General features: G+C 73.2%; 14 protein-coding genes. 1 reads left to right on the top strand and 13 read right to left on the bottom strand.

Going from position 1 to position 13,327, the window contains the following annotated elements; all coding sequences use genetic code 11:
• Positions 1-21: 21 nt before the first annotated feature.
• The 4 genes from pheA to OG767_RS00800 all read right to left on the bottom strand — a co-directional run bounded on the left by pheA (position 22) and on the right by OG767_RS00800 (position 2,968).
• Positions 22-978, bottom strand: coding sequence for a prephenate dehydratase (gene pheA, locus OG767_RS00815; protein ID WP_107156447.1), 957 nt, complete (start codon positions 976-978; stop codon positions 22-24).
• Between the two features lie 10 nt (positions 979-988).
• Positions 989-1,516 carry a hypothetical protein gene (locus tag OG767_RS00810; protein ID WP_405091731.1) on the bottom strand — a complete coding sequence of 176 codons (528 nt, stop codon included), beginning with the start codon at positions 1,514-1,516 and terminating at the stop codon, positions 989-991.
• A 30-nt stretch (positions 1,517-1,546) separates the two neighbouring features.
• The gene (locus tag OG767_RS00805; protein ID WP_107156449.1) at positions 1,547-2,002 is read right to left on the bottom strand and encodes a hypothetical protein; all 456 of its coding nucleotides are present in this window, start codon (positions 2,000-2,002) and stop codon (positions 1,547-1,549) included.
• A gap of 231 nt (positions 2,003-2,233) precedes the next feature.
• On the bottom strand, positions 2,234-2,968 hold the full coding sequence (locus OG767_RS00800) for a hypothetical protein (protein WP_107156450.1): 735 nt from the start codon (positions 2,966-2,968) through the stop codon (positions 2,234-2,236).
• Positions 2,969-3,130: 162 nt separating this feature from the next.
• Between OG767_RS00800 and OG767_RS00795 the strand changes: the two genes are divergently transcribed.
• On the top strand, positions 3,131-4,345 hold the full coding sequence (locus OG767_RS00795) for an arginine deiminase (protein WP_405091730.1): 1,215 nt from the start codon (positions 3,131-3,133) through the stop codon (positions 4,343-4,345).
• Positions 4,346-4,418: 73 nt separating this feature from the next.
• Here the strand turns inward: OG767_RS00795 and OG767_RS00790 are convergent, their stop codons facing one another.
• The 9 genes from OG767_RS00790 to OG767_RS00750 form a co-directional block, all read right to left on the bottom strand.
• Positions 4,419-5,303 carry a DUF5926 family protein gene (locus OG767_RS00790; protein WP_405091729.1) on the bottom strand — a complete coding sequence of 295 codons (885 nt, stop codon included), beginning with the start codon at positions 5,301-5,303 and terminating at the stop codon, positions 4,419-4,421.
• Positions 5,304-5,351: 48 nt separating this feature from the next.
• Positions 5,352-5,768, bottom strand: a complete 417-nt coding sequence (locus OG767_RS00785) for an ATP-binding protein (RefSeq protein ID WP_405094099.1) — start codon at positions 5,766-5,768, stop codon at positions 5,352-5,354.
• A gap of 64 nt (positions 5,769-5,832) precedes the next feature.
• Positions 5,833-7,287, bottom strand: coding sequence for an ATP-binding protein (locus tag OG767_RS00780; protein WP_405091728.1), 1,455 nt, complete (start codon positions 7,285-7,287; stop codon positions 5,833-5,835).
• Between the two features lie 76 nt (positions 7,288-7,363).
• Positions 7,364-8,155 carry a glycerophosphodiester phosphodiesterase gene (locus OG767_RS00775; RefSeq protein WP_405091727.1) on the bottom strand — a complete coding sequence of 264 codons (792 nt, stop codon included), beginning with the start codon at positions 8,153-8,155 and terminating at the stop codon, positions 7,364-7,366.
• A gap of 13 nt (positions 8,156-8,168) precedes the next feature.
• Entirely contained in the window at positions 8,169-8,504 is a 336-nt protein-coding gene (locus OG767_RS00770) for a rhodanese-like domain-containing protein (RefSeq protein WP_405091726.1), read from the bottom strand.
• 28 nt (positions 8,505-8,532) lie between these two features.
• A complete protein-coding gene (locus tag OG767_RS00765) occupies positions 8,533-9,450 on the bottom strand; it encodes an LCP family protein (protein ID WP_405091725.1) in 918 nt (305 codons plus the stop codon).
• Between the two features lie 184 nt (positions 9,451-9,634).
• Entirely contained in the window at positions 9,635-10,855 is a 1,221-nt protein-coding gene (locus OG767_RS00760) for an LCP family protein (RefSeq protein WP_405091724.1), read from the bottom strand.
• 140 nt (positions 10,856-10,995) lie between these two features.
• A complete protein-coding gene (locus OG767_RS00755; protein WP_405091723.1) occupies positions 10,996-12,240 on the bottom strand; it encodes an LCP family protein in 1,245 nt (414 codons plus the stop codon).
• 74 nt (positions 12,241-12,314) lie between these two features.
• Entirely contained in the window at positions 12,315-13,295 is a 981-nt protein-coding gene (locus OG767_RS00750) for an NAD-dependent epimerase/dehydratase family protein (RefSeq protein WP_107156559.1), read from the bottom strand.
• Positions 13,296-13,327: the final 32 nt, after the last annotated feature.

Genomic DNA, 13,327 nt, shown 5'->3' with positions numbered 1-13,327 from the left:
TGGGGGGCGCACCCGGCCCGGTCAGCTCAGCTCGCCGGCGCGCAGCCGGGCCAGCCAGGCCGCCGCGTCGGCGTAGTCGGCGTCGGAGAGACCGGCCGGCGCGGGCGTCGGCCGGTCGCCCGCCGCCGTGCTCCAGCGGTGCCGGGGGTACGACCCGAGGAAGCGCACGCCGGCGCAGACCCGGTGCAGCCCCTGCAACGCCTCGCCGAGGCGGACGTCGGCGACGTGCCCGGTGCAGTCCAGGAAGAACACGTACCGCCCGAGCGCCTCACCGGTCGGGCGGGACTCGATGCGGGTCAGGTTCACGCCGCGGACGGCCAGCTCCATGAGCACGGACAGCAGCGCGCCCACCCGGTCGTGCGCGATGTAGACCGCCAGTGAGGTGAGGTCGTCACCGGTCGGTGGCGGGGGAGTCCCGGGGCGGGACAGCAGCGCGAACCGGGTCACCGCGTCGGGATGGTCGGCGATCTTGTCGGCGAGCACGGTGAGCCGGTGCCGGGCGGCTCCGATCGGGGCGCAGATCGCGGCGTCGTACTCGCCGGTCGCCGCGCCGGCCGCGGCGGCGCCGTTGGAGAGCACGTCGACCACGGTGGCGTCGGGCAGGTGGTCCCGGAGCCAGCCCCGGCACTGGGTGGACGCCTGCGGATGGGCCGCCACGCTGCGCACCCCGGCCGGCGTCACCCCGGGCCGACCGGCGAGCACGAACTCGACCGGCAGCACCACCTCCCGGGTGATCACCAACGGGTCGCCCTCGGCCAACTCGTCGAGCGTCACCCCGACCGCGCCGCCGATGGAGTTCTCCAGCGGCACCAGGGCGGCATCCGCCTCCCCGGCCCGTACGGCGTCCAACGCCTCGCCCACGCTGCGGGCCGGCGTGCGGCTCCCCCGCTCGGCGGCGGGCACGGTGCGCAGCGCCTGTTCGGCGAAGGTGCCCTCGGGACCGAGGTAGACGAAACGGGTCGGCGGTGTTCCGGGCATGGCGACCAGCCTACGCACCCGGGGGACTGTCGCAGGCCAGGGTGCGGATGCCCGTGGGCGCGGTGGCGCGTACCTCGACGCCGCACACGTCCGTCCCGGCGGTCACCAGCCTGGGGGTGCCGGACCGGCCGCGCGTGACCACCTGGAGTTCCTCGTGCCCGGAGACCGCCAGCACGGTGTACTGCCAGCCCTCGGCGCACAGCGGCCCGGTCCGTACGGTGATCCGGACGTTGCGGGGCAGCACCCCGGCGGAGCCGCGCAGCATCGCCACGATCCGGTCGCCGGACGGCGTGCCCCGGCAGGGCACGGCGACCGGATCGGGGGCCGGTGGAGTGCGCGCCGGCAGGGACGGGACGGCCGGCACGATCGGGGTCGCGCTCGGCGTGGGAGTGGGCGTGGCCGACGCCGAGGCGCGGGGAGCGCCGGTCGGGCTGGGCGGCGGGTCACGCAGCTCGGGCGGCGTGCCGCAGGCGGTCAGCGCGAGCAGCGCGAGCAACGTCACCGGGGCATGCCGACGGGCGGACGGGGTAGCGGGCACGGGGGATGGTCCTCGACCTCGGGCGAGCGGTCAGAGCACGGAGAAGAACGTGAGCGAGCCGGCCACCGCGGCGCCGGTGAGCACGGGCGTGGAGATGGCGTCCACTGTCGTCCCGGCGTCGGAGCCGGGACCCTGGACCCGGAGCAGGCCACGGGCGAGCCGGCCGGAGAGCAGCGCGAGCAGCGGCGGGATCTTGTCGGTCTCCTGCTCGGTCAGCTCACTCGGGCTGGCGGTGAAGTCGACCAGGCGCAGGCCGCCTTCGAGCAGCGGCCGGCCGACCACGTCTGCCGGGGCGCCCAGGCAGAGCAGGTCGCAGCCGGAGGAGGAGATCGCCACCACGGTCGTGTCGACGTCGATCAACAGGCATGGCTCGGCGGCCCGGGAGACCGTCCCGCACCACTGCGCGAAGTTGTCGGACTCCTGCTCGGTGCATGCCTCCGCCGGGGACGTGAACACTTCCGAGAGTGAGAGCTCGACGTGGGCCACCGCGCCTCCTATGTACACCGACGGTCCGTCCACGCTAGCCGGTCGGCACGGCGACCTTCCGGCCGCGCTGCGCTCTCCGGCCGCCGGTGCCGCCCATGGGGCCGGGGTGGCTCAGGCGCCGGGGACATGCGTCGGTGCGGCGGGAGCCCCGGGGGGTGGGCGGCCGGCGACGACGCGGACCGACGAACCGGTCGGGGCGGTGCCGCGGACCGCGTGGCGTCGCCGGAGACGTTACCGGCGGGCGGCCCGCTTGTCAGCGGCCGTTCGGCCCTCGTCATACCACCGGTAGTCGGCGGATGGACGGTACGTGCCGTTCAGCCACGTCGAGGGCGCCTGGGCGACCCGCGACAATTTCTCGGCGGTGGCCGGGCTGATCCGGTTGCCGGCGGCAACGAGCAGCCGGTCCAGCTCCCGGTGGGTGGCCATGAGGCAGTCCTTCGGGAGGCCGTAGACGCTGATCACGCCGGAACCGACGAACGTCAGCACCGGCGTCACCGGGATCGGCAGCCCGACCGCGTCGGAGAGCGCCTTGCTGGCCCGCTTGGCGTCCCGGCGCGCTTCGGCCACATAGGGCGGACGCTTGCCGTTGATCTGCACGACATCGCCGGCGACCAGCACCCGGGCCCGGCCGTGGTCGGCGACGGTGACCGCGAAGAGGCCGCTCGGCCCGATCGCGAGGAACCCGGCCCGGTCGGAATCGCCCTGGTCGAACAGCGCGTCGGCCGGGTCCGTCCGGGGCCACTCGATGACGTGCCAGGCGGGACCGAGGTGGTCGAGCTGCCCCAGGGCGCGGGCCCCGGCGGCCTCCAGCCGGCGGGCACCCCGCTCGGCACGGCGGCGGCGGGCCCACTCCAGGGGAGTCGGTCGAGCCGGCTCGAGCGCCGACGCGGTATCGACCCGGGGATGTGCCGCGGGAGGCGGCAGGGCCCGGCTCGGCACGGCCCGGCGAGCGGGAAAGACAGTCATCGCGACCTCCGGCAAAAGGTCTCTCGAAGTTATGTCTCCACTACCCTACGTTGCACACCCGGGGGTTCGGCAAGTTGGACCGCCGGAGTGAGTGCGGATGAATGCCATATTCATTCACACTTCTTTTCCGGATGGTGCGGAAGCCTGCCCTAGGCTGCGGGGGTGACGCACTACGTGGACAGCGAAGTGGCTCGACTCGGGACGGTACTGCTGCACCGCCCGGGGCCGGAACTCGCCCGCCTCACCCCACGCAACAACGACTCCCTCCTCTTCGACGCTATCCCATGGGTGGGACGGGCGCAGGAGGAGCACGACGCGTTCGCGGCGGCGCTTCGCTCGCGTGGCGTGGAGGTGCTCTACCTGGCCGACCTGCTGACCGAGACGCTCGCCGTGGCGGACGCCCGGGCCGAACTGACCGAGCAGGTGCTGCGGTCCCCCCGCCTCGGCGACACCCTCCGCGCCCGGGTCGCCGACCACCTGGCCTACCTCGACCCGGCGGCCCTCGCCGACGTGTTCATGGCCGGGCTCGCCCACGAGGAACTGCGGATCGGCGCGGAACGACCGGGCGGTCTGGTCTGGACGCTGATGGACCGGCACGACTTCGTCATCGACCCGCTGCCCAACCTGCTCTTCACCCGCGACTCGTCGGTGTGGATCGGCGACCGGGTGGGCGTGACCAGCCTGGCCATGCCGGCCCGGCGGCGGGAGACCACGCTCACCGACGCGATCTACCGCCACCACCCGCGCTTCGTCGGCACCGAGTTGGTCTACCACCCCGGGCTGGAGCACCTGGAGGGTGGCGACGTGCTGCTGCTCGCCCCGGGCGTGCTCGCCGTCGGCGTCGGCGAGCGCACCACCCCGGCCGGCGCGGAGCGGCTGGCCCGGCAGGTCTTCGCCGCCGGGCTGGCGCACACCATCCTGGTGGTGCCGATCGCCCAGGAACGCGCCACCATGCACCTGGACACGGTCTGCACCATGGTCGACGTGGACGCCGTGCTGATGTACCCGAACATCGCCAGCGAGCTGTCCGCGTACACCGTCGTCGCCGGCGCGGACGGCGAGCCCCGGGTCGACGGCCCGGCGCCGTTCCTGCGGGCCGCCGCCGACGCGATGGACCTCGACCAGCTCCGGGTGATCGACACCGGCCTCGACCCGGTGACCGCCGAACGGGAGCAGTGGGACGACGGCAACAACACGCTCGCGCTCGCGCCACGCCTGTGCGTGGGCTACGAACGCAACGTGGAGACCAACGCGCAACTGGAGCGGGCCGGCATCGAGGTGATCGCCATAGCCGGCTCCGAACTGGGCTCCGGCCGAGGCGGCCCCCGCTGCATGTCCTGCCCCCTGGTCCGCGAGAAAGGCGGGGCCCCCTCTTAACGCCTCCGGTAGAGAAGGGGCCCCTTCTCACGCGTGAGTGTTAAGAAGGGGCCCGTGCTTGCACCCGGGGCGGTCAGCGGAGGGTGAGCTGGCGGCCGAGCAGGCCCTGCCGGGCCCGGCGACCGGCGGCGTCCAGCGGCTCCCGCACGGCCAGCGCCTCGGCGTAGCGCTTGGCGAACTCGGCGACCGGGCCCTCCCACGCGGTGGCCGGGGTGTCCTCCGGCAGGTCCCAGACCGGTGCCAGGCGGCCGTGCGCCCGGAACATGCCGGCGAACCGGGTGTCGTCGCCGAGCGTCAGCGTGCCGGTCGCGCCCAGCCGGGACAGGGCGTCCAGCGCCGCGTCCTCGTCGTCCGGCAGCACCCAGCGCACGTGGGCCTTCTCCGGCACCTGGCACCAGTACGCCGCCCGGGCCGCGTCCAGCTTGACCGTCGGGTAGACCGCCGCGTTGGCCCGCTCCAGGGACGCCTGCACGGTCGGGTCGTCGGTGGCGCCCGGGTCGAGCCAGAACTCGAACCCGTCGTGCATGCTGATCTCCAGCGGCCCGTCCACCAGGATGTCCTGGAGGCGAGGGCCGGGCCCGGGCAGCGGCGGCACGCTCACCTGACCACCCGGCTCGGTCCGCAGCGCGCAGAGCAGCGCGTCGGCCAGGTCCCGGGAGACGTCGCCGGACTGCTGGTGCCGCTGGAGGCCGATCAGGACCCGGCCGTCCGCCTTGGCCACCGCCGGGGCGGCCATCGGCAGCACGGTGGCCAGGACGACCGGCGGGTCGCCGTACTCCTCGACCAGCTCGGGGGTCAACCGCAGCGGCGCGGACGCGGCCGGCACCAGCTCCCGCAGGGCGATCCACTCCGGCTCGTCGACCAGGCCCTCGAACGGTCGGGGCACGAAGATGTCGCGCACCTTCTCCCGCTTCGGGGTGGCTTCGGTGGCCCGTTGGCTCTTTCGACGCTTGCTCACGGCCAGACAGCCTAGATGCCGGAAGGAACGCCCGTGGGCCGGACCCGATCAGCCGGCGGCGACCAGGTCCGCCCGGTGCGACCCGGTCGGGTCGAACTCCGCCCACACGCTCTGGCCCAGGCCGTCCCGCTCGACACCCCAGCGGCTGGCCATCCCGGCGACGATGTGCAGCCCGCGCCCGTCGACCGCGTCGGGGGGCGCGACGCGCATCCGCGGGCCGGCGCCGGCACCCCCGTCGGTCACCCGGAGCAGGACGGCCGGCCCCCGGTCGGTGGCCCGCAACCGCCAGGCCACCCGGACCACGCCGCCGGGCAGCGCCTCGGCGTGCCGGACCGCGTTGCCGACCAGCTCGGCCAGGACCGCCACCAGATCCGCCAGCAGCGCCGGGGGTACGACGCCGGTCAGCTCGTCGGCGAGCCGGTGCCGGGCCACGCGCGCGCCGGTCGCGTGGTGGGGCACCACCACGCACCACGACCGTTCCGCCGGTCCCGTCGACACGCCGTTCCTCTCCACCCGTGGACGCCCCGGATCAACCCCGGGGCAGCCGCACCTCCGCGACCGTACCTCCGCCGGCCCTCGGCCGGAGGGACACCCAGCCGTTCTGCTGTTCCACGATCTGCCGGACGAGATAGAGGCCCAGGCCCGCGCCGGGGTAGCGCCGGCGGTCACCGGACTCGCCCTGCCAGAACCGGTCGAAGGCCCGTTCCACGTGCTCCGGTCGGATGCCGATGCCCCGGTCGGCGACCCGGAACGAGACCGTCCGCTCGTTCGCGTCGGCGCCGATCTCGATCGGCGTGTCCGGCAGCGAGTACTTCCCCGCGTTGGTGCCCAGCTCGGTGAGGACGGTGGTCAGGCTGTGCCGGTCGCCGAGCGCCTTGGGCAGGTCGGCGGGCAGGGCGAGCACGATCCGGTGGCGTAGGTCGGCGGGCAGGTCGAGCACCGCCGCCCGCAGCGCGTCGACCAGGTCGAACGGGGCGGCCGGTTCGCCACCGGGGCGGTTCTCGGTGGCGGCGGTGAGCAGTCGGTCGACCAGCCGGGCCAGCTCGTTGGCGCGTTGGCCGATGATCCGGGCGGCCTGCCTCCGGTCGGTGTCGGTGAGTGACTCCCAGTGGTCGGTGAGCGTGTCCGCGTACCCCTTGATCACGGTGACCGGGGTGCGCAGCTCGTGGCTGGTCACCGCCACGAAGAGGTCCCGGTCGTGGTCGCGCCGCTGCTGGTCGGTGATGTCCCGGAAGGTGACCACCCGCAGCGCGGTGGGGCCGGGCAGCTCACCGGAGGTGATCCGCAGCCAGCGGCCGTCCGGCAGCCGATGGTCCAGCACCTGCCCGGGCGGGGGCAGCGGGAACGGCAGCGGCCGGCTCAGCGCCTCGTCCGCCGACCGGCCGGTCACCTGGGCGGCGGCCGGGTTCCAGAGCCGGACCCGCTGGTCGCGGTCGACCACGGCCAGGCCGTCGGCGAGCGCCGCCACGACCGGGCCGTCGCCGTGCACCGGCAGGCCGGTCTGGTCGCCGTACATGTGCGCGATGCAGGCGGCGACGTACCCGACGACGGCGCGCTGCGAGGCGTCCAGCGGCTCGGCGGTCCGGTAGAGGGCGTGCAGGCTGCCGACGGTCAGCCCGGCGATCTCGGCGCGGGCCACGATCATCCGGCGTAGCCCCCGGCCGACCACCTCGTCGGCGAGCGCGCCCGGGATCGCGTCCACCCGGACCTCCCGGACCGGCGGGCCGGCCAGCAGGCAGACGGTGGCCGGGTCGGTGGCCGGCAGCGGGCGGCCGATGACGAACTCGGCGCTGCCGGTCGCCGCGATCACCCGCCCGCCGGCCGGGGTGAACTCCACGAAGACCAGGCCCGCCGCGCCGAGGGCCGGTTCGACCTCGCCGAGCAGGCGGGTGAGCACGGAGAGGCCGGACTCGCCAGAATTGATCATGTGGATCGCGCTCGTGTGGCCGGCGATGAGGGTGGGGTAGTCGGTTCGCTCCGGCATGCCCCGAGTGTGCCGCGCCGGCCGCGCCGGGGACACCCCCGGGCGGGCGACCGGCCCCTTGGCGGATCGACGGGGCTCACCGGCCCAACCGGGCCAACGCGCGGGCCGGCCGGTCGGTGATCACGCCGTCCACGCCGGCGGCCAGCACGAGTTCCAGGTCCTCCGGTTCGTTCACGGTCCAGACGTAGACCGCGTTGCCGGCGGCCCGCAGCGCCGGGACGAGCTGCGGGCGGGCCCGGACCAGCTCCACCCCCGGGCCGGCGATGCGACTGCCGAAGGGCAGCCGGCCCAGCCGCAGCCAGCGCGGCAGCACCTCCAGCAGCAGCACGGTGGGCAGCGCCGGCGCCAGCTCACGGATCCGGCGTACGGCCAGCGGCGAGAAGGACATCACGGTCACCTGGACCGGATCGTCCGGGCCGGGCTCGGCCAGGCCGTGCCGGCGCAGCAGGTCGACCAGCCGGCGCTCGACGTCGCCCCGGTAACGCGAGGGGTGCTTCGTCTCGATCAGCAGCCGGACCGGCCGTCCGGCCGCCAGCACCGCATCGAGCAGCCGTTCCAGCGTGAGCAGCCGGATGTGCGACTCGTCGAGCCGGGCCGCCGCGACCGCCTCCGCCGCGGCGGGGTGCCAGGAGCCGAAGTCGAGCGCCTCCAGCTCGGCGAGCGTACGCGCGCTGACCAGGCCGTGACCGTTGCTGGTCCGGTCGAGTCGACGGTCGTGCACGCAGACCAGGTGCCCGTCGCGGGTCAGCCGGACGTCGCACTCCAGCCCGTCCGCGCCCTCGTCCAGCGCGCGCAGGTAGGCGGCGAGCGTGTGCTCCGGCAGGTCGTACGAGGAGCCGCGGTGGGCGAAGACCAGCGGTTCGGTCATGACCGGACGTGCCTCAGACGACCCGACCCGGCTGCCCGTCGTCGGTGACCACGGGACGGCCGGCGGCGGCCCAGTCACCCATCCCGCCTTCGACGTTGCGGATCTGGTCCCACCCGTTGCGCAGCAGGTAGCCGACGACCTGCCCGGAGCGGCCGCCGGACCGGCAGATCACCGCCACCTCGCGGTCGTCGGGGATCTCGGCGAGCCGGGCCGGCAGCTCGGTCATCGGCAGATGGTGGGCGGCCGGCGCGTGGCCGGCGGCCCACTCGTCGTCCTCCCGGACGTCGAGCAGGTAGACGTCGTCGGGCACGGCCGACGCGGGCACGCTGGGAAGTTGGGCTCCGAACACGGGTCAAAGCCTAGTCGCCCGGCGGCGTTCAGAGCCGGTTGACCCAGCGCGGGTTGGCGCCGGCCCACTCCGGCATCCGGGTGTCCTGCAACGCGGTGAACAGATCACCGCCGTCGGGGTCCAGCACCACGTACGACACCTGGTCGATGGTCTGCGGGTGGGAGGGCAGCCGGACGCCGCGCAGCGCGTCCGCCGGCAGCGCGCGGAGCGCGAACACCAGTTCGTCCAGGGGTACGCCGTTGGTGTCGACGGTCAGCGCCCCGCCGACCGCGCGCAGCACCCGGTCCAGCTTCACCGGGTCGCCGCGCAGGTGCGTCTCGCCGGCCCGGTCGAGCACCGCCCGCAGCATCTGCTGCTGGTGCCGCTGCCGGTCGTAGTCGCCGTTCGGCAGGTCGTAGCGCTGCCGCACGTAGTCGAGCGTCCGGGCCCCGTCCATCTGTTGGCAGCCGGGTTCGAACCGGGTGCCGGTGTGGATCGACCGGACCGGCGTGTCCACGCACATGCGGATGCCGCCGAGCTGGTCGATGACCCGGGTGAAGCCGGAGAAGTCGACGAGCGCGGCGCCGTCGAAGCGGACGCCGGTGAGCCGGGTCAGGGTGGCGCTGAGCAGCCGCGCGCCGCCCTCGCCCCCGCCGCCGTGCTCGTACGCGGCGTTGACCTTGTCCTGGCCGCCGGGCCAGCCGGGCGCCGCCGGGACGGCGACCAGCAGGTCGCGCGGGACGGAGATCAGGTACGCCTGCCGCATGCCGGCCGGCACGTGCACGATCAGGATGGTGTCCGAGCGCTGGTCGGCGGCGTTCGCGCCGGGCCGGTGGTCGGAGCCGATCAGCAGGTAGTTGAGTGCGCCGTCCAGGTCCGTCCGCTTCTTCCGGGCGGTCGGGTCGAGGAGTTGCTCCTTGGCCACCGTGCGGTCGTACCGGTGGGTGAGCCAGTGCAGCCCGGCCACGCCGAGCGTGGCGAGCAGGACCAGGGCGAGACCGCTGCCGAGCAGGAACCGGGGCCAGCGGGACGGTCGAGGCCGCCCGCGTCGGTTCCGTGCTGGTCTGGACGTGACGATCCCCCCGTGGCGTCGACCTGAGACCCGCTCAGGTCAGGCTACGGGGGGACGGGCCGGCCGGTGCCGGCTTTCGTCACTTCCGGGTGGAGAGGACGGTCGGGTTGGCCACGATGAAGTCGGCCAGCTTGTCGTTCTTGACCGCCTGGAACATGTCCATGGTCGTCTCGTTGAACGTCTCCCGGCCGTTGCTGTTGCCGGCGAACGTCCCGCCGTTGGTGCGCAGCGTGACCAGGTCGTTTCCGCTGAGGTTCTTGAGCGTGAAGATGAAGTCGGCGATCGGCACCCCGCCGGTGTCCAGCACGAACGCCTTGCCGGCCGCCTTCATCAGCGAGTTCAGCTTGATCGGGTTGGTCAGCATGCCGCCGTCGGTGGCCTTCTTGGCCATCGCCTTGATGAGCTGCTGCTGGTTCTGCTGCCGGTCGTAGTCGCTGTTGGGCAGGCCGTAGCGCTGGCGGGAGTAGTCGAGCGCCTCCCAGCCCTCCATTTCCCGGCAGCCCTTCTTGTGCACCACCGGCTTGTAGGGCTTTCCGGTCTTCTTCGCGTCCGCGTTCCACATCGGCTTGCCCTCGACCATCGACATGTGGTGCGACGGGACCTCGTGGCTGACGCAGATCCGCACCGTGCCGAGCGCGTCGATGACGTTCTTGAAGCCGCCGAAGTTGATGATCGCGGCGCCGTCGAAGCTGATGCCGGTCATCCCCTTGATCGTCTTGGCCATCAACTGGGCGCCGCCCTCCCAGCCGCCGCCGTTCTGCGCGCCGTGGAAGAACGCAGCGTTGATCTTGTCAACGCCGCCCTTGTAGCCGCTGTTCTTGAACGCCGGGATGCGGGCCTCGGTGTCCCGGGGGATCGAGATCAGGTAGGCCTGGTCGTGACTGGCCGGGATGTGCAGCACGATGATCGTGTCCGACCGGACGTCGTCGGCGGCCCAGCGGGCCCGGGCGTCCACGCCGAGCAGCAGCATGTCGATCGGGCCGTCCAGGCTGTTGCCGCCCTCGGCCTCGCTCTTGCCCGCCTCGCCGAGCAGGTTGCGCTGGGCGATGTTGTTGGTGGCCTGACCGATCACGGCCTTGCTGCCGACGATCGCGACGCCGCTGGTCACCATCAGCACCGCGCCGAGCACCAGGGTGAGCTTCGCCCAGAGCGGGTCCTTGCGCTTGGTGCGCTTCTTCTTCCCGCCACCGCCGCCGGGACCACGGCCGCCGGGACCGGGCTGCGGGGGGATGACCGGGGGAACCCGCCCGGATGATCCGGGTGCCGGTGACTGCGGGCGACGACTGGTCTGGACCGACATGCGTGCTCCAGCTCGGTGATCGGGGGCGGGACCACTTTACGTATCCGTTCCCGTTCTCGCGACCTCCTGAGGCGGGTATTCCCGTCAATCCCGGCCGATGGTGCCGAGATGTGGCCGAACGGGCGAGGCTGCGCGCCCGGTCAGCCGCCGGCGCTGTCGCCCGAATTCTTCTGGTTGGCCGCGACCCAGTCGGCCATCTTGTCCCCGGCGATGGCCTGGTACATCGCCAGCGCCTTCTCCCGGTCGGAGACCACCACCGACTGGCCGTCGACGGTCTGGCCCCCCAGGTTCGGGCTGGTGACGAACGTCAGGTTCTCGCCCCGCAGGCTGCGGAACTGCACCGCCATGTCGGTCAACGAGAATCCCTGGTCGACCGTGACGGCGGCGGTGACCGACTTGAGGAAGTCGTTCAGCTTCTTCGGGTTGGTCAGCGTGCCGGTGCTCGCCGCCTTGTCCATCAGCGCCTTCAGGAACTCCTGCTGGTGGCGCATCCGGGCGAAGTCGCCGTCCGGGAACTGCTTGCGCTGCCGGACCCAGTCCAGCGCCTCGGTGCCGCTCATGTGGTTCACGCCCTTGGTGAACGTCCGGTACGGCTTGTGGATCGAGGTGACGGTGCGCTCCACCTTCAGGTCGACGCCGCCCAGCGCGTCGGTGACGTCCTTGAACCCGGCGAAGTCGATGGCCATGACATGGTCGATGCGTACGTCGGTGAAGCACTCCACGGTCTTCACCGCCAGCGGCAGGCCGCCGAATGCGAACGCCGCGTTGATCTTGTTGCGCGAGCCGGAGTCGCAGGACGCGCCCGCGTTCTCCGGGATCGGCACGTACAGGTCACGCGGGACGGAGACCAGGTAGGCGCGCTTGTGGTCGGCCGGGATGTGCATGACGATCACGGTGTCCGCCCGCCACTTGCCGGCGCCGTCGACCGGGGCGTCCGGGTCCCGCGAGTCGCTGCCCACCAGCAGGATGTTGAACGCGCCGTCGACCTTCTTGGCTGGCCGGCCGCCGGTGATCTCCGAGAACGGATCGGTGCGGGCCAGGTCGTCGTCGAGGTTGCGGGCGTAGAACCAGGCCCCGATCCCGCCGAGCAGCGCCAGCACCAGCACCGCGATGCCGGCCACCAGGCCGATGCGCCCCCAGCGCGGGCGGGGCCGACGCCCTGGCCCACCGAAGCCGCCGCCGCCCGTGCCACCGGGCCCGCCCGGCCCGCCCGGACCAGCCGGGCCGCCCGAGCGGGGCGCCTCGTCGTGTGACGGGTACCAGCGGGTTTCCGTGGCGCGGGCGCGCGAGGTGGCGTCCCGGCCGGAGCCGGGGACCGAGGCGCGGCCCGCACCCCGGTTCAGGGGGCGGGGGAGAGGTGCGCCGGCAGACGAGGTCGCTGACATGCAACCGAGGGTAGGTCGGCCGTTCCACCACCGCGCTCAGGCGCGCGCGGCGCTCAGCCGGCTGACAGCCGGGCTCAGTACCCTAGCCGCCCGCGGAAGTACGCGATGGTGCGTCCGAGGCCGTCTTCGGGCGTCACGCTCGGCTCGTATCCGAGCAGCTCACGGGCGAGCGTCAGGTCCGGGCGGCGCATCTCCGGGTCGTCCGAGGCGCGCGTGATGTAGCTCACCTCGGAGGTGCTTCCGGTGAGTGACACGATCGTCTCAGCGAGTTGCCGCATCGACATCTCGTGCTCGGTGCCGCAGTTGATCGGCCCGGTCTGCGTCGAGTCGAGCAGCAGCAGGATGCCCCGCACCAGATCGTCGACGTAGCAGATGGAGCGCGTCTGGTTGCCGGTGCCGTGCACCGTGATCGGCTCGCCGCGCAGCGCCTGGGAGATGAACGTCGGGATGGCCCGGCCGTCGTCCGGCCGCATCCGCGGGCCGTACGTGTTGAAGATCCGGACGATCGCGGTGTCCGTGCCCCGGCTGCGGTGGTACGCCATGGTGGCCGCCTCGGAGAAGCGCTTCGCCTCGTCGTAGACGCTCCGGATGCCGATCGGGTTGACGTTGCCCCAGTACGTCTCGCGCTGCGGGTGCTCCTTCGGGTCCCCGTACGCCTCGGAGGTGGAGGCCATCAGGAACCGCGCGCCGTCGGCGGTGGCGCGCTCCAGCAGGGCCAGCGTGGCGACCGAGCCCACCCGGAGGATCTCCACCGGGAGCTTCTCGAAGTCGGTCGGGCTGGCCGGGGACGCCATGTGCAGGATCGCGTCGAACCGCTCGGTCATCGCCGGGTGGTCGGTCGGCAGGCCGTCGGAGATGTCCGCCTCGACCAGCGTGAACGTCGGCTTCTCCAGCAGGTGGGACACGTTGTCCTTGGAGCCGGTGACGAAGTTGTCCAGCACCACCACCGTGCAACCGCGCTCGACGAGCCGGTCGACCAGGTGGGACGGGACGAAGCCGGCGCCGCCGGTGACGAGAATGCGGTGTCCGGCACCAAACCGCGGGGCAACCTTCATGCCCGCCACCCTATACAGGTAAGGCGGGGCCC

The sequence above is a fragment of the Micromonospora sp. NBC_01392 genome (assembly GCF_045040125.1).
Lineage (GTDB): Bacteria > Actinomycetota > Actinomycetes > Mycobacteriales > Micromonosporaceae > Micromonospora.
The sequence above is the reverse complement of the archived record's forward strand: the minus strand, read 5'-3'. Positions and strand labels throughout refer to the sequence as shown.

Bases quoted from the DNA above. Each gene is read 5' to 3' on its own strand.
- OG767_RS00755 (WP_405091723.1), bottom strand. From the start codon at position 12,240: ATGTCAGCGACCTCGTCTGCCGGCGCACCTCTCCCCCGCCCCCTGAAC.
- pheA (WP_107156447.1), bottom strand. From the start codon at position 978: ATGCCCGGAACACCGCCGACCCGTTTCGTCTACCTCGGTCCCGAGGGC.
- OG767_RS00760 (WP_405091724.1), bottom strand. From the start codon at position 10,855: ATGTCGGTCCAGACCAGTCGTCGCCCGCAGTCACCGGCACCCGGATCA.
- OG767_RS00750 (WP_107156559.1), bottom strand. From the start codon at position 13,295: ATGAAGGTTGCCCCGCGGTTTGGTGCCGGACACCGCATTCTCGTCACC.
- OG767_RS00775 (WP_405091727.1), bottom strand. From the start codon at position 8,155: ATGACCGAACCGCTGGTCTTCGCCCACCGCGGCTCCTCGTACGACCTG.
- OG767_RS00800 (WP_107156450.1), bottom strand. From the start codon at position 2,968: ATGACTGTCTTTCCCGCTCGCCGGGCCGTGCCGAGCCGGGCCCTGCCG.
- OG767_RS00780 (WP_405091728.1), bottom strand. From the start codon at position 7,287: ATGCCGGAGCGAACCGACTACCCCACCCTCATCGCCGGCCACACGAGC.